This window comes from Sulfurimonas sp. HSL-1656 (genome assembly GCF_039645585.1).
GTDB lineage: Bacteria > Campylobacterota > Campylobacteria > Campylobacterales > Sulfurimonadaceae > Thiomicrolovo > Thiomicrolovo subterrani.
This window is the reverse complement of record NZ_CP147915.1, coordinates 2,112,374-2,130,538: the sequence shown is the minus strand read 5'-3', so window position 1 is coordinate 2,130,538 and position 18,165 is coordinate 2,112,374. Positions and strand designations below refer to the sequence as shown.

Here is an 18,165-nt window from a genome sequence, read left to right as displayed (position 1 = left end):
GTGAAGATCGCAGACGCTTTCTCCTCCCTGCCGAAGACCGCCGTTCTGCTCTCCCTGCTCCTGCTCTGTTTCCTGCTGCTTGGCGGCATGCTCTACCGTTCGCTTACGCACATGGAAATGGCTATCGGTTCCATTGCCGACCCTGTTATGACGGGGCGGCTGATGGAGCGGCTGGAACTGCTCGATGCGGATTACCGTGTCAGGAAAGACGGACGTATCCTTGTGGATGAGCGCGATGCCGCACGCCTGCAGCGCCAGGGGCTCGCGCTGGGGGAGGTCCGCCCGCAGCCCGACCGCAGATCCCAGCTCCTTCTGATCCTGCTGCTGCTGGCGACGGCGGGGGGCGTCGCGTCGGTTGCACGGCGCTTTGTGCGACTGCTGCAGCCGACGAACCCGGCATCGGCTGTGACCGAACCTCACGTTGAAACCCGGCCGCTGCCGCAACCGCCCGCGACCGTTCCCGAGGCGCCTATTCCGGCCGGGACGCAGCGGCTCTATGAGGGGGAGCATCCCCAGACTGTCGCGGTCTACCTCCTGACGCTGGCGACGGCGGAAGCCGCCGCGGCGATGGAGGCGATGGAGGTGCACCAGCGCGACCGGGTCTGGGAACGGATGGCCTGCAGCGGGGAGTGTGACGAAGGGCTGCGCCGTCGGCTGTCGGAACTCTTTGCCCAAAAAATGAAAGCGCTGCAGAAACGGGTACGGCCGGCGGAGACGACGGAGAAGATGGTCGCCATCTACCGACGGCTCACGCCGCAGACGCGCGAGGCGCTGCTGGCGGCCCTGCGCCGGGGACACCCCAAAGAGGGGATTATCAGATTACTTGAAGCTGAAGCACTGCAGGCGCCCCGGGGCGGAGAAGGTTGATAATAGCCCCTTTTCGCTAATATGCTTCACCTTTTTTCCCCTTTTTCAGGGAGAGGCCATTGTACGAGGACAGGATGAACCAAAAACCATTACACGATTATGAAGCGCTGGAGGCACAGTGCCGCGCGATCCGGGAGCGGATCCTGGACGTGGTCAGTACCAACGGCGGGCACCTGAGCTCCACGCTGGGGGCGACCGAGCTGATCGTGGCGATGCATGCGGTGTTTGATTCGGCCAAGGATCCTTTCATCTTCGATGTCTCTCACCAGGCCTATGCCCACAAGCTGCTGACGGGGCGTTGGGAAGCTTTTGCCACCCTGCGCCAGTTCGACGGTCTCAGCGGCTACACGAAGCCCAAAGAGAGTGAGCACGACTACTTTGTTGCGGGCCACTCCTCCACCTCCATCTCCCTCGGGGTCGGTGCCGCGAAAGCGATTGCCCTCAAAGGGGAGCAGAACGAGCGGATTCCCGTCGTCATGATCGGCGACGGGGCGCTGAGTGCGGGGATGGCCTACGAGGCCCTTAACGAGCTCGGCGAGCGCGAATACCCGATGGTGATCATTCTCAACGACAATGAGATGAGTATTGCCAAGCCGATCGGGGCCGTCAGCCGGATGCTCAGCTCCGCGATGGCGAGCCCCTTCTATCAGAAAATCAAACGCGGCACGGAAATGTTTGTGGACCATTTCGGTGAGGGGGCGCATTACCTGGCCAAACGCTTCGAGGAGTCCTTCAAGCTGATCACGCCGGGCATCATGTTCGAAGAGATGGGAATCGAGTATATCGGTCCCGTTGACGGGCACGACATCAAACGTCTCGTCGAGACCTTCGAGACCGCCCGCGCGATGGGAAAGCCGGTGATCATTCATGCCCAGACCGTCAAAGGCAAGGGCTACAAGATCGCCGAGGGTCAGCACGAGCAGTGGCACGGTGTCGGTCCCTTTGATATCGACAGCGGCGTATCGCGGAAGAAGAGTGGAGGGAGCAAGAGTGCGACGCAGATCTACACCGAGGCGCTGATGCACCAGGCCGACCGTGATGAGAAGGTCGTCGGCGTCACGGCGGCGATGCCGAGCGGCACCGGCCTGACGCCCCTGCTCGAGAAGTACCCCGAACGTTTCTGGGACGTGGCGATCGCCGAGCAGCACGCCGTGACGTCGATGGGTGCACTGGCTAAAGAGGGGTTCAAACCTTTCTGTACGATCTACTCCACCTTTTTGCAGCGCGGGTACGACCAGGTGATCCACGATGTCTGTCTGATGGACCTTCCGGTCGTTTTTGCGATGGACCGGGCGGGGATCGTCGGCGAGGATGGCGAGACGCACCAGGGAGTCTTCGACATCAGCTTCCTGCGCGCGATCCCGAATATGACGCTCTGCGCGCCCCGGGACGAAAAGTCGATGCACCAGGCCGTGGCCTTTGCGGCGGCCTTTGACCGTCCACTGGGGCTCCGTTACCCCCGGGGGGCATTTTTGGAAGCGGAACTGCCCGAGTCCGCCTCTTTTGAATACGGCAAGGCGGAGCTGCTGATAGAAGCACAGAGCGATATCCTGCTGATCGGGTATGGCAACGGTGTCGGCCGCGCGGCGCAGACCCTCTCTCAGCTGGGGATGCCGGCAGCCCTGCTGGACCTGCGTTTCGTCAAACCGCTCGACACGGAACTGCTGCGTATGCTCTCAAACCGCCACAAGCGCTGGTTCGTCTTCAGCGACTCCGCCGCGGCCGGCGGGGTGGGCAGCGCCCTGCTGGAGTGGCTCTCAATCGAGGGGATCGGGGATGTCCGCCTTCAGAGCTTCGAATACGAAGACGCCTTTATTACCCACGGCGCGACACTGAAAGTCGAAGCGTCGCTGGGGCTGCGCCCCGAACAGCTCGCCGAGCGTATCCGCGAAAGCCTCTAGCGCTTCCTTCCCTAAAAAGCCAGTTCCATCAGCAGCGGCTGCTGCGCCGCTTTCGTTTTCAGGTAGAGCAGATGCGTTTTGATCGTACGCGGGCCTGACTTCAGGCTCTGTGTTGTATCCCCCGCCCCTGTATCAGAGGGGACGGCACTGCCGGGCGGGAGAGCCGTCGCATTGCTCTCCGCCGTCTCTTGCACTTTTCCGGTATAGATATTGAAATCTGTCACGTCACTGTCGATGATGCTGACGTGGATGCGTTCGCGGTCATCGTAGGGCACCGGCAGGGTAATGGGGAAAGCCGCCTCCAGGCGCACGAGCTGAAGGGTCTCCGCATGGACGAAGTAGGTGACATAGGGTGCGGCGATGCCGTAGAGGGAGTTCTTTGTCTGCAGCTGCAGTACCTGGTAGTGCTTGTCGTTGGTGGCAAGGACGCCGAAGGCATAGGATTCGACACAGTCGCGGTAGAACAGGGCATACTGCTTGAGCCGTTTGCTCTGGGCATCCGCATGGCTCTTCATCGTGACGTTGCTGGCACGGGTGCCCCCGAGTGCCCCGTAGAGGAAGAGCGCGAGCATAGCGATCAGCACGACCGAGATCAGCAGTTCCATCAGGGTAAAAGCGGTGCGTTTCATTGGGCCATCGGCCTTATGGTCAGGATGGAGCCGTGCTGCCGCTCCGCGCTCAGCGTCACCTGGATGAGTTCGAACTGGATCGGCGGAACGGCGCCGGCTGCCTCGATGTCCCTGGCATTGAACTCCTCCCCGCTCTCCGCCCCCTCCGTCAACGTCCCGGTATCGAACGAAATGGTGTCGACCAGGGTCTCCGTGTAGCGGTAGCGCTGGGATTTGAGGTAGGCGCGCAGATCGTCGTTTTCAATGGGGTAGCTGTCGCGCAGCAGGTCGTAAAGTGGCTTGTCGCTGCGGTGGAGGCTCTTGTCGGCGTGAAAGGCCGCGACGGCAAGGTTCTCGGTCATGAGGGAGGTCTGCTCAAGCTGGCCGAGGAAAAAGAGGTTCGAACTGTTCATCTTCAGCATCGCCGCGCCCGCGATGACCGCGATCGCGACGGCGGCCAGTACTTCGACGAGGGTGAAGGCGGGACGCATCAGGCGTCTTTGACCCCGACGCGGATGATCTCGTGCAGGGAGGTCGTCCCGGCCAGCAGCAGGGTCTTGAGCTGTCCGGAGAGGGGGACCATGCCCAGCGAGATCGCTTTGGCCCGCAGGTCATGGTCATTGACCCGGTCTTTGAGCATCGAGACCAGATCGTCTGTCATCTCGAAGAACTCCCCGATCGCCTGGCGGCCGGCGTAGCCCGTGTAGTTGCACGCTTTGCACCCCTGCTCCTCGAAGATGAGCGCCCCCCTGGGGAGGTCAAGCTCTTCGGCGTATTCGTCGGTAAGGACGGTCTGCTGTTTGCATTCGGGGCAGAGTTTGCGCACCAGGCGCTGGGCCAGGACCCCCAGCAGCGAAGAGCTGATGAGGAACTGCTCTATGCCCATGTCGACCAGACGGGTGACCGAGGCGGTGGCGTTGTTGGTGTGCAGCGTGGAGAAAACCAGGTGGCCGGTCAGGGCCGCCTGGATGGCGATCTCGGCCGTTTCGCTGTCGCGGATCTCCCCGACCATGACGACGTCGGGGTCCTGGCGCAGGATGGAGCGCAGCCCTGAAGCGAACGTCAGCCCCGCCTTGGCGTTGGTCTGGACCTGGTTGATGTTGTCGGCCTTGTACTCGACGGGGTCTTCGACGGTGATGATATTGATATCGGGGGTGGCGACCTGCTGCAAGAAGGCGTGCAGCGTCGTCGACTTCCCGCTTCCCGTCGGTCCGGTGACGAGGATGATGCCGTGGGAGTGCTTGAGAATTTCGTCGAGGTGCTTGGTGAGGGCATGGTCGAAGCCGAGTCCCTCGAGGTGGGGGATGTCCTCGGACTGCATCAGCATACGCATGACGACCCGTTCGCCGTAGTAGGTCGGCAGGACGGAAACACGGACGTCGAGGGTTTTGCCGGCAATCTTGACGTGGGTCCGGCCGTCCTGGGGGACGCGTTTTTCGGCGATGTCCAGGTTGGAGATGACCTTGATGCGGCTGATGATGAGGTTCGCGACCCGTTTTTCGATGTCGGCATGTTTGGTCAACGCCCCGTCGACGCGGAAACGCACTTCGCCCTTGTACTCATGCACCTCGACGTGGATGTCCGAGGCACGCTGCTTGACCGCCTGGTAGAAGAGGGCGTTGACGAACTTGATGACCGGCGCCGACTCCTCGCTGGTAAGCAGGTCCGAAGAGGTGTGCAGGAAATCCGAGAGCGACATCTCCTCCTCTTCGATCTCCTCCTGTTCCTGTTCGATCCCGCTGAGTTCGGAGTCGGTGCGGATTTCGAGGAACTTGTTGTAGAGCCGGTCAAAGGAGTCCGCATCGACGATGACCAGGGGGAGGTCAAGGTCGAACTTGGCGAGGAAGTCGAAGGCCTGGGAGAGGTGGGCGCGGGAGAGGACGATATGGACGTCGCCGTCGATCTCGCTGAAAAGCACGTAGCTGCGCAGGCTGAGGTTCAGATCTACCGATTCGAGCGGATGGGGTTTGAGGTCAACCCCTTCGAGTTCGGGAATGTTCAGCATGCGTTATCGCTTGGCCGGACTGATGACGGAGAGCGCATTCCCGGCGGCCGGGGCGGCGGCTTCAGTCGCATTGCTGTCGGGATCCTGCTTGTCCAGCTGCTCTTTACGCTCTTCGAGCTTCTCTTCGATCAGCTCCTCATACTTGGCCTGGATGGCGTCGAGCTCCTGCAGCATTTTACGGACTTTCGGCATATCTTCGTTGTTGCGTACGATGAAGGGCGTGAGGACGATCACGAGGTTGATCTCTTCGTGGGTGCTGTATTTCCAGTCGAAGAGGCCGCCGATGAGCGGAATGTCGCGCAGGAGGGGAATCCCCTGGGCTTCATCGCGGTTCTTGTCGTAGATGAGCCCCCCGATGATGACGCTTTCGCCGTTGCTGACGATAGCAGTGGTGACGACTTCACGCTTGGTCGTACTCGGCAGGCCGGGGACGGAGCTGTTGAGAATGTCCTCGAGCTTGGCCGTGGTGATCAGGGTGACCTTGTTGCCCTGGGAGAGGCGCGGCTTGATCTTGAGGGTCAGACCGATATCTTCGCGGGTGTAGGTGTTGCGCGCGACGGAGGTCGTATCGGCGGCCTGGGCCGTTGAGGTGACGATGGGCTCCGTGCGACCGACGTAGATGGAGGACTCCTGGTTGTTGACACAGAGCAGGGTCGGCTGCGAGAGGGTGTTCGCCGCGCCGTTGCTGGCGAGGAAATCGATCGTGGCGCCGAAAGCGATGCCCGAGTCGAAGGTGGCGCTGCTCAGGTTGATCAGCCCGCCGCCGTCGAAGGCGATGGCGGAACCACCGAGGTCCGCGGCGAAAGTGAAGAGGCCGGCATCGGTGACGGCGCCGCCGGCAAGGCCGTATTTGACCCCGATCCTGTCGGCCATGTTCTGGTTGATCTCGACGATGCGTGCTTTGACGAAGACCTGCGGTTTCTCAACGTCGAGGATCTTGATCATCGCCTGGATATCCTTGATGTCGGACTCCAGCCCGGAGACGACGAGGGCGTTGAGCTCGTCATAGACGCTTACCGTCGGCTTGTCCGCCTCTTTCGCGTATTTCTTTTTGTCCAGGACCGCCTGGAGGGAGGCGACGACGTTTTTGGCCTCGCTGTTCTCGAGGGGGATGATGGTCAGGCGCTGGTTCGTCGAGTCGTCTTTCTCGTCGAGCCGGGTGATCAGCGGGGTCAGTTTGTCGATGTTCTCCTGGGTGGCGAGGATGATGATGGCATTGGTGGCGTCGTCACTGAGGATCTCGACCTTGTTGTTCTCGACTTTCTGGTTGATGATCGCCTTGGCGATCTTCGTGACGGAGGCGGCCAGGCGGCTTGCCTTGGCATTGGAAAGCGGGATGAATTCGGCTTTGACGTCCTTCGCCTGGTCCCGGTCGATCTTGCGGACGATCGTTTCGATGACGCCGATATTGCCCGGGGTGTCGCTGACGATCATCATATTGTTCTCTTTGATCGTCAGCAGTTTGCCGGCGGGGGAGAGGAACTGGCGCACTTTCGCCGCGATGACGTCGATGTTCTCGTTCTTGGCGGAGATAAAGCGGGTCTGCATCAGCATCGATTTCGTGCCGGGGTTGATCGGCAGGTTCTCTTTGACCGCGACGTTCTGGCGGACGATCTTGAGGTAGCTCCCCTCCTGCACCAGCGTGAACCCTTTGCTGTCGAGCACGGAGAGAAGGATACTGAAGAGTTCGTCTTTGTAGATCGGCGTCGACGAGACGAAGTTGACGGTGCCGGGGATGGGTTTGTCAAGCAGGATGTTCTTTCCGTTGGCTTTGCCGACCATCTTGATCAGCTCCTCGATCTTGATGTCGTGGAGCTTCAGATTGACCTGTTCGCGTGCGGCCGCTGCGGAGCCGAACGCCATGGCCCCCGCCAGGACCAGGGTGAGGAGTTTAGTCGTAAATTGCATAGTCAAGCTGCCTTTCTGTATGGTTTCGCTGGATATCCAGGGTCAGGTTGTCGATCTGGTCCATATTCTTGTAGAGTTTGAGTACCTCTGCCACGGAGGTGAGGGGTTTGCCGTTGATGCCGGTGATGATGTCATGCTCCTGCAGTCCCATTTTAGCAAAGATCGAATCCTTTTTGATCCACTTGACTTCGAAGCCGGTCAGCTTCTTGTTCCGGTAGACCTCCTGGATTTTGACGTTTTGCCAGATGGCGTCGAAATTTTCGGTGTAGTAGCGTATCTCTTTGCGCTTGATGGAGGTGAAGCCGTTCTGGGTGACGACGGAGGTGGCCGGAGCCGCTGCCGTTTCGACCCCTCCCATACTCTCCTCTTTGAACGCCAGGGCATAACGCTGGCCGTCCTTTTCGAAAATGGCTTTGGTCGGCAGAATGTCGACGAGGGCATAGCGTTTGTACTGCTCCCCGATGGAGAGGAGTTCGGTTTTGCTCCCCTCTTCGACGAGGATAAAGGGGTGGGCCTCTTCCAGGTAGATCCCGCGCAGTGTCAGCGCGTCAAGCCGGTACACTTCGGTCTGCTTGCCGCCGCTCTTCGCAACGGCCCTGCGCTGTTCGATGCCGAAGAGCTGCGAGGGCGTGTAACGGGCGTAGGTGACGGTGTCTCCCGAGGCCACTGCCGGTTCGACGCCCCCGCGGGGCAGCCATACCGCCAGGATGAGCATCAGGGCTTTGGCGACGGCGGCGAGGATGGCCAGGGTGATGAAGCGCCGTACCCATAGCGGATTAATACGTTGTTTCATAGCGGTAAGCCCCCCCTTCGATACTCCGCAGCTGTTTCAACCAGAAGGGCCGTTTGGCCCGCAGGGCGGCAGAGGGGGTGAGTTCCAGCGTAATCTTGCGTTCCAGCAGCGCGACCTGGCCGGTGACACTGCCGAACGCGCCCGAGCCTTCCAGGGTGACGTGAAGCGGGTCAAGCACGGAGTAGGTCACGCGCATCCCGTCGACGCTGCGCGGCGCAAAGCTCTCCATGTCCGAGGAGAGGGTAAAAGGTGCCACCCGGACACTGTTGTAGAACAACCACGGCGTCACGGTGATCCGTTCGAGCCGGGCGACGTGCAGATCCTCGAAATAGAGGTCGCCGCCTTTGAGCACGAAATCAACGCCGCGGTCGACAGGCGTTTCGGCGGCAACGGCGAGACCGAAGGGCTTCATCTGTAGCTCCGCTTCGTGGTAGAGGGCGGTTTTGGGCAGGAACACCAGCAGGAAGAGAACGAACGCCGCGCTGTAGAGCAGGCCCATTTTCATGCGCTTCATAAGGCGAACTCCACGCTGAGACTGACGTTCTGGTCACTGCTGCGGCTGACGGTCATCTTTGAGATCGTTACCGGGGTGTTGAACAGTTTTGCGGTGAGACGGTCAAAGGTCTGTGCCGGCAGCGGCGTGAACTGCACCTGGTAGGTGCGGCCGTTCTTGTTCTTGCGGTCCACATAGGCTTTGAACTCGCCCTGTGTCAAGATGGCATCGATGCGGCGCTGTATCTGCTTGGTGTCGTCCCACTGCTGCTGCATGGTGCGGATCTCTTTGCCCAGACGTGCCGTTTCGGCATTCGCCTTTACCGCATCGCTGATGGCCCGTTCGGTGCGGCCGCTCTGTACGACCATCAGCAGGGCGAGAAAAAGCGCCGCGCCGAAGATGTAGACGATATTGATCTTATTCATACGTCGCCTCCAGGTAGAGGGTGTCGCCCTTGCGCTTCTCGGAGGTGACGGTGGCGATGGCTTTGAGCTGCTTTTTGAAGGCGTCGGCTTTTGCCGGGTCTTTGAAGACGGCGGCGATCGAGAGCTCCCGGGTGCCCAGGCTCAGACGCTCCACATGGTTCTCCTCGTCGGCGGGCAGGGCGAAGAGGGCCTTGGCCGTCGCACGGAGCTGCGTCTGGCGTTTCTGTTTCTTGTTCAGGGCGTTGATCAGGCCGTCGCGTTCGAACGAGGTCTGGGGAAGCCGGTAGGTGTCCGCGATCTTCTCCTGCTCCTCGAGGAGTGTTGCCAGCTGTGTACGGGCGGTAAAATATTCAATCCCGTAGAGGAGGGCGAAAACGCCGGCGACGATGCTGAGGCGTTTGAACTGTTTCTTGTCCAGCAGGGTGCTGTGGTAGAGGGTGATACCGACCGTGGGCCCTTTACGCGCATGGGTTTCGAAAAAGCTGCCGGCTTCCTCGGCCGTGGCCGCATACCTTGCGGGCAGCTCGGTGACGACACCGTCGACGCTGGAGAGGATCCGTGTCCCGCTCAGGCGCAGCGGTGTTTCAAGCGCGGCGCATTCGGTCTGGGCAAAGTAGATATGTCGTACATCAGAGGGACGGATGCCCGCGCGGGTAATGGCGTTGATGATCTGCTCCTCGTTGTACGCAAAGAGCCAGAAGCCCTCGTCGTGCTTGAGGACATGGTAGCTGTAGACCCCTTCTGGCGTGATGGCGTCGAAGACGGAGGGGGCGAGCTTTTTGGCCTGGAAAACCGTTTTGACGGGGAGCGCCTCGGTGCGGAACCAGTACAGCGACGGGGAGAGGATGAGGTCCACCTTCCCCTGTACGCTGACGGGCTGTGCTTCCCGGTCGAGGAAGAGGGTGGGCACAGCGGCTTCCGGACGGGAGAATTTAATTGGAAACTGCAATTTCGCTCACTTTCTGGTCGGCTAGATTGTAGGTGAAGGTATAGGAGGTCTGATGGGTTTTGCTCAGCACGTTCATAGTCCCGACCACATCCGGGGCGTAAAAGGTGACGCCCAGGTCCTGCAGCAGCTGCTTCGTTTCCGGTGTAAACGGCAGTGCGTCGAGGGAGGCGTAGGTCGCGACCCGTTTGGTTGTGAGTTCGGCCAGCGTCGCCGGATCGATGGAGGGGTCGATGAAATGGAGGGTATCGGGTTCGATATGGTTGAAGTCAACGGCCGTATTGCGGAAGCCGATAAGGTGTTCCCAGGGGACCTCGTCGACATTGTAATCCTGTGTCAGCGCTTTATACCCCTCGATCACTTCGTTGAAATGCTGCATGTCGTAAAGGCGCCCCTGGGTGAAATCCGGGTTTTTCAGGTTGAGTTCCGAGCCCGGGAAACGTTCGTTGGTGTCCATATCGATACTGTCCGCTACCATGGAAATGAGCAGAATGGTATCGGAAACATTGTAAACGGTCAGTATACGCTCGAGGTAGCCTTCCACCGCGGGATCGAGCGGCAGGGCGGTGTAGGGGTCTGCCGTAACCTCGCTGTTACTTTTGAGAAGGTGGTTTATATTGACTTTTCCGGCATCTGAGGCGAAGGTGATGTCCATCATCATCCCGTTTTGCTTGTTTTCGAAAAAGAGGGGGATGCTCAGCAGGATATCGAGGGCATCGGAGTCGTTGATGTCCCCGGTGTTCTGCTTCAGGATGGTGTAGATGCTCGGCAGCAGCGTGTTGCTCTGCACGAGGAACGCTTTCGTCTCGGTCTGGTTGTAGCCCCGTTCGAGCAGGCCTGCCCCGACGGCGATTAGTGCTGCAATGGCGGTAACGAACGCGAGCGTCATCAGCAGCGCTATCCCTTTTCGGTGCAAATCATACCTCTTTCCATGCTTTGGCCCAGCATTTTATCTCTGTTTATTTTAAGTATACTATAATCGCCGAAAAAATTATCTTTCGTGAGGCGGAGTGATACCGTATGATTCGAAGGGATTTAAGGATGTGCATGCAGAGCAATAGAGTCTACCGGGGAGCGGCCCGCGGGGCGTTTACGTTGATGGAGCTGATGATCGTCATCATCATTCTGGGGCTGTTGGCGGCCCTGGTCATGCCGAACCTGATCGGCAAGAGCGAAGAGGCGAAACAGAAGCTCGTCTGCGTCCAGATGAAGGGGATCAAGAACGCCCTGGATATGTTCCGGCTCGATAACGGAACCTACCCCGATGCGGAAGAGGGGCTTGAGGCTCTGGCGAAGAACCCGGATGCGGAGAAGTACCCCAACTACAGCGGGGGCGGCTACTTCCAAGACGGCGTCCTGCCGAAAGATCCCTGGAAAAACCGTTACATCTACGTGCCGGGCGAAGACGGTATCAACCTGATTTCGCTGGGCGCAGACCGTAAAGAGGGCGGAACCGCGGAGAGCAAAGATATCACCTATGCCGAGTGCATCAAGCAGTAGGAGGGGGTTCACCCTCTTTGAACTGCTGCTGGTCGTCCTGCTGATCGCCGTTTTGTACGGCGTTTTCATCAATAAACTCTCGACGGGCAAAGGCCCGGCCGACGGGAAAGATACCGTGACGCTGGAGACGCTCCGTGACTACCTTTCACGTTTCCGCCCGCAGCGTGGGGATGTGACCCTTGTCTGTCCGGAACCCTGCGAAACGTGCAGCGTTTTCATCGACGGCAAGGCGGTGGAGGGGGCGGATATCAGCCTCTTCAAACAGGAACCCACCGTCTACCGCAGAGACCGGTACGGCCAGTTCGAACCCTACGTCTTTCTGCCGGTGCGCCGGGGGGAGACCGATACGGTGAACGTCTGTTTCGCGTTTACCCTGCGTGACAATGACAGCAGTTCAAGTTACATTGTCGAATCGGGGGAGCTGTATTATCTGTTTGAGGCGTTCGGAGAGCCCGTGCGGCGCTTCGAGACGCTCGACGAAGCGGCGGAGGCCTACAGCCGCAAGGCGCTGATACCCGACGACAAACGGGTCTACGATTTTTAAGGGGGAAGCATGGTATTTGCCTATCGGGGCCTGCTGCAAGACGGTAAGAAGACCAAGGGGGTTCTTGAAGCCGCTGACCTGGAGGAGGCGAAAAAGCGTCTCCGTTCCCAGGGCATTTTCTATACCAAGCTCGACGTGGAGAAGAGCGCGTCCGTCGGCCGTCTGAGCTTCTCCCGCAAAAAGACCGCCGGGGCGAGCGAACTCTCCATCCTCAGCCGTGACCTCTCCATCTATATCAAGTCGGGCATCTCCATTGTCAACGCCCTGAAACTGGCCCGGAACCAGTATGCGAAGAACAAGAGGATGACGAACTTCCTCAGCAGCATCATTACGATGCTCGACGAGGGGAAGAGCTTCTACCAGGCCCTGGAGCGCCAGAAGATTCTGGCACTCCCGGAGTTCTACAAACAGTCCATCCGCGTTTCCGAGGAGAGCGGGATCCTGCAGGAGGTCCTGCTGGAGATGGCGATCTTCCTCAAAGAGCAGGATCGTATCACCAAGCAGATCAAAAGCGCATTCGCCTATCCCGCATTCATTATCATCGTCTCGATTTTCATGGTCGCGTTCATGATCACCTTCGTCGTGCCGAAGATCACCGGGATCTTCGATCAGCTCGACCAGGAGCTGCCGCCGGTGACCCAGTTCGTCATCGCGACGGGGGATTTCTTTACCGCGCACTGGCTGGGGCTCGCGGTGGGGCTGGTGGCGCTGATCGGCCTCTTCACCTCGGCGATGAAGTACAACCGCGCCTTCCGCTACGCCGTGCATCTGCTGCAGCTCAAACTTCCCTTTTTCGGGCAGGTCGTTCAGACCTCGGAGCTGGGGCGTTTCTCCTATATCGCGTCGGTGCTGATCCGTTCGGGGGTACCGTTCGCGCAGACGATCAACCTCTCGGCGAACGTGCTGCACAATCAGGTGCTGCAGCGGAAATTTTCGGACGCTTCGGACCGGGTCGTTGAAGGCTCAAAGCTTTCCAATGCGCTGCTGCGGGACGGGTTTGAGATTGATCCGTCTTTTGCCCAGGCGATCGCGCTGGGGGAGGAGACGAGTGAGGTGACGGCGATCCTGCAGAACCTCTCCGAGCTCTATTTCGAAGAGAACAAGGATAAGATCGGGCTTTTCCTTTCGCTGCTGGAACCGATGCTGATGCTGCTGGTGGGCGGGGTGATCGGCTTCATCGTCACCGCGATGCTGCTGCCGATCTTCTCGATGAATATCAGTTAGGAGCGGCGTCCGCCGCGGTTGCGGTCGCCCCGGTTGCGGTCGCCGTCCTGGCGGCGGCGGTTATTGTAGCCGCCGTTGCGGCGCGGTTTGCCGCCCTGGCGCCGGCCGCCGCGATCATTGCGCTCCATCGCTTCCATGATTTTGTCCAGGCGCTGCTTCGGGACACCGATTGACTGAGGGCCTTTGACGTTTGTGTTTTTCATCAGCATCGAGATGAGCTTGTAGGCGATCTGTGTCTGGTCCATGTCATCGCACAGCGCGTTGAAGAGTTCGGTCGCCTCTTCGTAGATCTTCTGCTTTTCGATCTCGTCGACGAGGCGGGACATCTGTTTGGACTGTACCTGCTGTTTTGTCGGGATGTAGGAGTGGGCCATCTGGGTGCCGACGATCTTGCGGATACGCTGCAGCTCTTTGAACTCCAGCGGCGTTACCAGGGTAATGGCGACCCCTTTCTGGCCTGCACGTCCCGTCCGGCCGATACGGTGGACGTAGCTCTCCGGATCGAAGGGGATATGGTAGTTGATGACGTGGCTGACGTCGTTGATGTGGATACCGCGCGCCGCAACGTCGGTGGCGACAAGAATGTCAATTGCATTCTCTTTGAGACCCCTGATGACGGATTCGCGCTGGCGCTGTTCCATGTCGCCGTGAAGCCCCTTGGCGTTGTAGCCGACGGAGGAGAGGACGTTGGAAAGACGGTCGACTTCGCGCTTGGTACGGCAGAAGACGATGGTCTTTTCCAGCTCTTCGGCGTCGAGCAGGCGGATGATCGCGTCGTCGCGCTCATTCTCCTCGATGACGTAATACTGCTGCGCGATGTCCTTGTTCGTCGTCTCCTCCTGGGTGATGGAGACAAAAGCCGGATTGACGAGGATACGTTCGGCGAGGGCCTTGATCGGTTTGGGCATCGTGGCCGAAAAGAGCAGGGTCTGGCGGTCCGTCGGCAGGAAGTCGAAGATCGTGTTGATGTCGTCGAGGAAGCCCATGTCGAGCATCTCGTCCGCTTCGTCAAGAATGACGGTGGAGGGGGCGAAATCGCTGAGCATGTTGCGTTCGAGGATGTCTTTGAGGCGGCCCGGGGTCGCGATGACAACCTGCGCGCCGCGTTCGATCAGGCCGATCTGGCGGTTGTAGGAGCTGCCGCCGTAGACGGTGACGGTGTGAATACCGAGCTTCTTGCCGTATTTGAAGAGCTCGTCGCTGACCTGGTTGGCGAGTTCACGCGTCGGGACGATAATGAGCGCCTCAACGCCGCGGTCGAGGCTCATCTGGCTCAGGGTCGGAAGACCGAAAGCCGCCGTTTTCCCGGTCCCGGTATGGGCCTGGCCGACGACGTCGCGCCCCTCGAGGACGAGGGGGATGGCCTGCTGCTGAATCGGGCTGGGGACTTTGAAACCGGCGTAGCGGATGCTCTGGAGGATCTCGTCGCGAAGACCGAAGTCGTCAAAGGAGGCCGTCGGTACGGCGGTATCGTCGAGTGTTTCGATGGGTGGTGTCTGCATTTTCTCTCTTGAAACGGACACGGCTAAACCATCGTTGCGACTGAAGTGAATCAAAAAAGAGTTGCATTTTCTGAAGCGGCTTAAAGAGCAGGAAAGACAGTTTGATCGGGCCCGGTAAATTTTAGTGCAATTATAGCGAAATTTTTCCCTTTTGCGGTGTGTGCGGGATTGTGGGCACGCCGCGGCGCGTCCCTTTAACTTTTTTCGCTAAAATGGCTTCACTTTTTGGAACCCGTGTGGGAGAGAATGATTAAAAAAACGATTGCAACCCTGTTTACGCTGCTGCTCCTGCTGGGCGGCTGTACGAAAGAACTGGACGAATATAACAAGCCGGCCGCGTACTGGTATGAGAAGATGGTCGCGGCCGTTTCCGACGGCAACCTGGACAAAGCGGACAACTACTACAGCTCGCTGCAGAGCGAACATATCGGTTCGCTGCTGCTGCCCGAGGCGACGATGATCATGGCGATCTCGCACCTCCAGGCGGAGGAGTACCTGCTCGCCGAGCACTTCCTGACCGAGTACATCAAGCGCTATGCAACCCCGGCTGAACGCGAATATGCCGAGTATATGAAGGTCAAGGCCAAGTACATGGCACTGCCGAACCCGCGCCGCGACCAGGGGCTGATCAACGAGGCGATCACGGAGGGCGAGACCTTTATGCGCCGCTACCCCCGTTCGACGTATGCACCCGTCGTCGATACGATGGTCACAAGGCTCTATCTGGCCGAAGCGGCCCTGAACGAATCGATCGCCGAACTGTACGACCGGCTGGACAAACCGAAGGGGGCGACTTTCTACCGCGAGAAGAAACCCCAGCCGTGGATCGACTGGAATGAAGTGGACCCGGCGCAGACGGCGTGGTACCGCAGTATTTTCGAAGGCGACGGCCACGGAAGCTGGTACGCCTTCATCATTCCCGACACCCAGAGCGTCGTCTCCCGCCACCGCTATGACGATAGTGCGGATGAAAACCGAACCGATATGAAGGAAGAGTAATGCAATTGGATCATTATGCAAGTTTCCCGACCGAACTGCCGGTCATCTTTGAAGACGGGCTGTTCCTCTACCCGTTTATGATCTCCCCGCTGTTTCTCAAAGACGACGAGAACATCGCGGCCGTCACCCATGCGATCGAACACGACTCCCTGGTCATCGTCTGTCCGACAAAAGAGGGGCAGGAGGGCGAACGCACCTTCGAGAGCATTCATGACGCCGGGGTGATCGGTTCCATTATGCGCAAGGTCTCCCTGCCCGACGGCCGGGTGAAGGTCCTTTTCCAGGGGCTGGCACGGGGCAAAGTGATGGAAGGGCGTGCGGAAGATCCGCTGCGCGTCCTGGTCGACACCATCGACCCCAAGGCGGTCAACGAGATCAAGATGGACGCGATCCTGGAGGTTGTGCGCGAAAAGGTACGTGCCCTGTCGCAGGTGAGCAACTTCTTTCCGCCGGACCTGCTGCGCACCATCGAGGAGACCCAGGAGTACAACCGCATCGCCGATCTGATCTGCAGCACGGTCAAGCTGCCGAAACAGCGCGCCTACGAGATGTTCGTCGAGGCGGATACCGAGCGGCGCCTGCTGCTGCTCATTGACTACCTGATCGAAGAGATCGAGGCGAGCAAGCTGCAGCGCGAGATCCGCACCAAAGTCAATACGAAGATGGAGCAGATCAACAAGGAGTACTTCCTCAAGGAGCAGCTCAAAGAGATCCAGCAGGAGCTGGGCGTCGACAACCAGCGCGAAGAAGAGATCGCCGAGTACCGCAAACAGCTCGAAGGGATGAAGGAGCATATGGGCGAGGACGCCTATAAAGAGATCTCCAAGCAGCTCGACCGCTATGCGCGGCTGCACCCCGACTCCGCCGATGCGGGGATGATCCAGGGGTACCTGGAGTGGGTGCTGGAGATCCCGTTTGGCAAGTACGCCAAAAAAGCCCTCAAGATCGAGAACGTCGAGTCCCAGCTCGATGCGGACCACTTCTCCCTGGAGAAACCGAAGAAGCGCATTGCCGAGTTCTTTGCCGTCAAGGAGCTGATGGAGCTGCGCGGCAAGAGCGCGCAGAAGGGCGGCAGCGCGATCCTCTGTTTTGCGGGCCCTCCGGGTGTGGGAAAAACCTCTCTGGCCAACTCCATCGCCACGGCGCTCAAACGGCCGCTGGTGCGGATCGCCCTGGGCGGGCTTGAAGACGTCAACGAACTGCGCGGGCACCGCCGTACCTATATCGGCGCGATGCCGGGCCGGATCATCCAGGGGATCATCGATGCGAAAAAGATGAACCCCGTCGTCGTCCTCGACGAGATCGACAAGGTCGGCATGTCCCACCGCGGCGACCCGACGGCGGCCCTGCTCGAGATCCTCGACCCCGAGCAGAACAGCCACTTCCGCGACTACTTCGTCAACTTCGACCTGGACCTGAGCCAGGTGATCTTCATCGCGACGGCGAACGACGTCGGCCGGATTCCCGCGCCGCTGCGCGACCGGATGGAGTTTATCGGGGTGAGCAGCTACACGCCCCAGGAGAAGTACGAGATCGCCAAACGCTACCTGCTGCCGCAGGAGCTGAAAAAACACGGCCTGAAAAAACAGGAAGTGACGGTGTCGGCATCGGCGATGAAAGAGCTGATCCACAGCTACACCCGCGAGGCCGGTGTACGTAACCTGCGCCGCCGCATTGCCGATATCGCCCGTAAATCGGCGAAGATGATCCTGGAAGATCCGTCGCTGACGAAGGTTTCGGTATCGCTCAAGAATCTCAAGGAGTTCATGGACAAGACCGTCTTCGAAATCGAGAAGACGGACAACGTCAACCGTGTCGGCGTCGTCAACGGTCTGGCCTGGACCGCCGTCGGCGGGGACGTGCTCAAGATCGAGACGATCCGGATCAAGGGCAAGGGGCAGATGCAGCTCACCGGCAGCCTCGGCGAGGTGATGAAAGAGTCGGCGCGCATCGCGATGAGCGTCGTCAAAACCCTCATCGACAACGGGAAGGTCAAAGTCGACCACGCCATCATCCCGAAGACGTTCAAAGAGCAGGAGGAGCAGACGGCGCTCGATGCCAGCGAGGTCTACAAGCGCTATGACCTGCACATCCACGTCCCTGACGGTGCGACGCCCAAAGACGGCCCGAGTGCGGGGATCGCGATGAGCACGGCGATCGCCTCCATCCTGAGCAACAAGGCGGTCCGCGCGGGGATCGCGATGACGGGCGAGGTGTCGCTCAGCGGCAACGTCCTGCCCATCGGCGGTCTCAAAGAGAAACTGATCGCCGCGCACAAGGCGGGCATGCACACGGCGCTCATCCCGAAAAAGAACTATGACCGCGACCTCGACGAGATCCCCGATGAGGTCAAAGAGGTGGTGACTATAGTGCCGGTCGAACGGATCGAAGAGGTAATCAAACTGACCCTCCTGCCGGAGTAAGCCCTCCCGGGCTGCCCTATTTACGCT

Annotated in this window: 17 protein-coding genes; 7 read left to right on the top strand and 10 right to left on the bottom strand. The window is 59.6% G+C overall.

Translation table 11 applies throughout. From position 1 onward, the window contains the following. A complete protein-coding gene (locus tag WCX49_RS11030; RefSeq protein WP_345985143.1) occupies positions 1-867 on the top strand; it encodes a hypothetical protein in 867 nt (288 codons plus the stop codon). 74 nt (positions 868-941) lie between these two features. Beyond that, on the top strand, positions 942-2,768 hold the full coding sequence (gene dxs / locus WCX49_RS11025) for a 1-deoxy-D-xylulose-5-phosphate synthase (protein ID WP_345985142.1): 1,827 nt from the start codon (positions 942-944) through the stop codon (positions 2,766-2,768). Positions 2,769-2,779: 11 nt separating this feature from the next. On the opposite strand, the gene WCX49_RS11020 is transcribed toward dxs, so the two are convergent. From WCX49_RS11020 to WCX49_RS10980, 9 genes are read right to left on the bottom strand one after another with little or no spacing between them, the layout of a single operon-like run. Beyond that, complete coding sequence (locus WCX49_RS11020; protein ID WP_345985141.1) at positions 2,780-3,397, bottom strand: prepilin-type N-terminal cleavage/methylation domain-containing protein; 618 nt, start codon at positions 3,395-3,397, stop codon at positions 2,780-2,782. After that, on the bottom strand, positions 3,394-3,867 hold the full coding sequence (locus WCX49_RS11015) for a prepilin-type N-terminal cleavage/methylation domain-containing protein (RefSeq protein ID WP_345985140.1): 474 nt from the start codon (positions 3,865-3,867) through the stop codon (positions 3,394-3,396). Before WCX49_RS11015 ends, WCX49_RS11020 begins: the two co-directional genes overlap by 4 nt. Next, positions 3,867-5,381 (bottom strand): GspE/PulE family protein, encoded by a 1,515-nt coding sequence (locus WCX49_RS11010; RefSeq protein ID WP_345985139.1) that lies wholly within the window; start codon positions 5,379-5,381, stop codon positions 3,867-3,869. Before WCX49_RS11010 ends, WCX49_RS11015 begins: the two co-directional genes overlap by 1 nt. A 3-nt stretch (positions 5,382-5,384) precedes the next feature. Next, entirely contained in the window at positions 5,385-7,289 is a 1,905-nt protein-coding gene (locus tag WCX49_RS11005) for a secretin N-terminal domain-containing protein (RefSeq protein WP_345985138.1), read from the bottom strand. After that, positions 7,273-8,082, bottom strand: coding sequence for a PDZ domain-containing protein (locus WCX49_RS11000; protein ID WP_345985137.1), 810 nt, complete (start codon positions 8,080-8,082; stop codon positions 7,273-7,275). Before WCX49_RS11000 ends, WCX49_RS11005 begins: the two co-directional genes overlap by 17 nt. Continuing rightward, a complete protein-coding gene (locus WCX49_RS10995; RefSeq protein ID WP_345985136.1) occupies positions 8,066-8,596 on the bottom strand; it encodes a hypothetical protein in 531 nt (176 codons plus the stop codon). Before WCX49_RS10995 ends, WCX49_RS11000 begins: the two co-directional genes overlap by 17 nt. Continuing rightward, a complete protein-coding gene (locus WCX49_RS10990) occupies positions 8,593-9,000 on the bottom strand; it encodes a hypothetical protein (protein WP_345985135.1) in 408 nt (135 codons plus the stop codon). The genes WCX49_RS10995 and WCX49_RS10990 overlap by 4 nt, the downstream gene beginning before the upstream one ends. Beyond that, positions 8,993-9,910, bottom strand: coding sequence for a hypothetical protein (locus tag WCX49_RS10985; protein ID WP_345985134.1), 918 nt, complete (start codon positions 9,908-9,910; stop codon positions 8,993-8,995). Before WCX49_RS10985 ends, WCX49_RS10990 begins: the two co-directional genes overlap by 8 nt. A gap of 22 nt (positions 9,911-9,932) precedes the next feature. Continuing rightward, positions 9,933-10,835, bottom strand: a complete 903-nt coding sequence (locus WCX49_RS10980; RefSeq protein ID WP_345985133.1) for a hypothetical protein — start codon at positions 10,833-10,835, stop codon at positions 9,933-9,935. Between the two features lie 158 nt (positions 10,836-10,993). Here WCX49_RS10980 and gspG point away from each other — a divergent pair, with 158 nt between their 5' ends. Genes gspG through WCX49_RS10965 form a run of 3 tightly spaced genes read left to right on the top strand, consistent with a single transcriptional unit; the run spans position 10,994 to position 13,214 of the window. Next, positions 10,994-11,446 (top strand): type II secretion system major pseudopilin GspG, encoded by a 453-nt coding sequence (gene gspG / locus WCX49_RS10975; protein ID WP_345985132.1) that lies wholly within the window; start codon positions 10,994-10,996, stop codon positions 11,444-11,446. Then, positions 11,424-11,990, top strand: a complete 567-nt coding sequence (locus tag WCX49_RS10970) for a prepilin-type N-terminal cleavage/methylation domain-containing protein (RefSeq protein WP_345985131.1) — start codon at positions 11,424-11,426, stop codon at positions 11,988-11,990. Before gspG ends, WCX49_RS10970 begins: the two co-directional genes overlap by 23 nt. 9 nt (positions 11,991-11,999) lie before the next feature. After that, positions 12,000-13,214 (top strand): type II secretion system F family protein, encoded by a 1,215-nt coding sequence (locus WCX49_RS10965; protein WP_345985130.1) that lies wholly within the window; start codon positions 12,000-12,002, stop codon positions 13,212-13,214. Here the strand turns inward: WCX49_RS10965 and WCX49_RS10960 are convergent. Beyond that, positions 13,211-14,716 (bottom strand): DEAD/DEAH box helicase, encoded by a 1,506-nt coding sequence (locus WCX49_RS10960; RefSeq protein ID WP_345985129.1) that lies wholly within the window; start codon positions 14,714-14,716, stop codon positions 13,211-13,213. The genes WCX49_RS10965 and WCX49_RS10960 overlap by 4 nt on opposite strands. Before the next feature lie 246 nt (positions 14,717-14,962). On the opposite strand from WCX49_RS10960, the gene bamD reads away from it, so the two are divergent. Both bamD and lon read left to right on the top strand, forming a co-directional pair. Further along, a complete protein-coding gene (gene bamD / locus WCX49_RS10955) occupies positions 14,963-15,715 on the top strand; it encodes an outer membrane protein assembly factor BamD (RefSeq protein ID WP_345985128.1) in 753 nt (250 codons plus the stop codon). Then, a complete protein-coding gene (lon, locus tag WCX49_RS10950) occupies positions 15,715-18,138 on the top strand; it encodes an endopeptidase La (protein ID WP_345985127.1) in 2,424 nt (807 codons plus the stop codon). Before bamD ends, lon begins: the two co-directional genes overlap by 1 nt. Positions 18,139-18,165: the final 27 nt, after the last annotated feature.

What these genes read in the sequence shown, in the direction of transcription:
- dxs (WP_345985142.1), top strand. Translation starts at nt 942, where the DNA reads ATGAACCAAAAACCATTACACGATTATGAAGCGCTGGAGGCACAGTGC.
- WCX49_RS11020 (WP_345985141.1), bottom strand. Translation starts at nt 3,397, where the DNA reads ATGAAACGCACCGCTTTTACCCTGATGGAACTGCTGATCTCGGTCGTG.
- WCX49_RS11015 (WP_345985140.1), bottom strand. Translation starts at nt 3,867, where the DNA reads ATGCGTCCCGCCTTCACCCTCGTCGAAGTACTGGCCGCCGTCGCGATC.
- WCX49_RS11010 (WP_345985139.1), bottom strand. Translation starts at nt 5,381, where the DNA reads ATGCTGAACATTCCCGAACTCGAAGGGGTTGACCTCAAACCCCATCCG.
- WCX49_RS11005 (WP_345985138.1), bottom strand. Translation starts at nt 7,289, where the DNA reads ATGCAATTTACGACTAAACTCCTCACCCTGGTCCTGGCGGGGGCCATG.
- WCX49_RS11000 (WP_345985137.1), bottom strand. Translation starts at nt 8,082, where the DNA reads ATGAAACAACGTATTAATCCGCTATGGGTACGGCGCTTCATCACCCTG.
- WCX49_RS10995 (WP_345985136.1), bottom strand. Translation starts at nt 8,596, where the DNA reads ATGAAGCGCATGAAAATGGGCCTGCTCTACAGCGCGGCGTTCGTTCTC.
- WCX49_RS10990 (WP_345985135.1), bottom strand. Translation starts at nt 9,000, where the DNA reads ATGAATAAGATCAATATCGTCTACATCTTCGGCGCGGCGCTTTTTCTC.
- WCX49_RS10980 (WP_345985133.1), bottom strand. Translation starts at nt 10,835, where the DNA reads ATGACGCTCGCGTTCGTTACCGCCATTGCAGCACTAATCGCCGTCGGG.
- gspG (WP_345985132.1), top strand. Translation starts at nt 10,994, where the DNA reads ATGCAGAGCAATAGAGTCTACCGGGGAGCGGCCCGCGGGGCGTTTACG.
- WCX49_RS10970 (WP_345985131.1), top strand. Translation starts at nt 11,424, where the DNA reads ATGCCGAGTGCATCAAGCAGTAGGAGGGGGTTCACCCTCTTTGAACTG.
- WCX49_RS10965 (WP_345985130.1), top strand. Translation starts at nt 12,000, where the DNA reads ATGGTATTTGCCTATCGGGGCCTGCTGCAAGACGGTAAGAAGACCAAG.
- WCX49_RS10960 (WP_345985129.1), bottom strand. Translation starts at nt 14,716, where the DNA reads ATGCAGACACCACCCATCGAAACACTCGACGATACCGCCGTACCGACG.
- bamD (WP_345985128.1), top strand. Translation starts at nt 14,963, where the DNA reads ATGATTAAAAAAACGATTGCAACCCTGTTTACGCTGCTGCTCCTGCTG.
- lon (WP_345985127.1), top strand. Translation starts at nt 15,715, where the DNA reads ATGCAATTGGATCATTATGCAAGTTTCCCGACCGAACTGCCGGTCATC.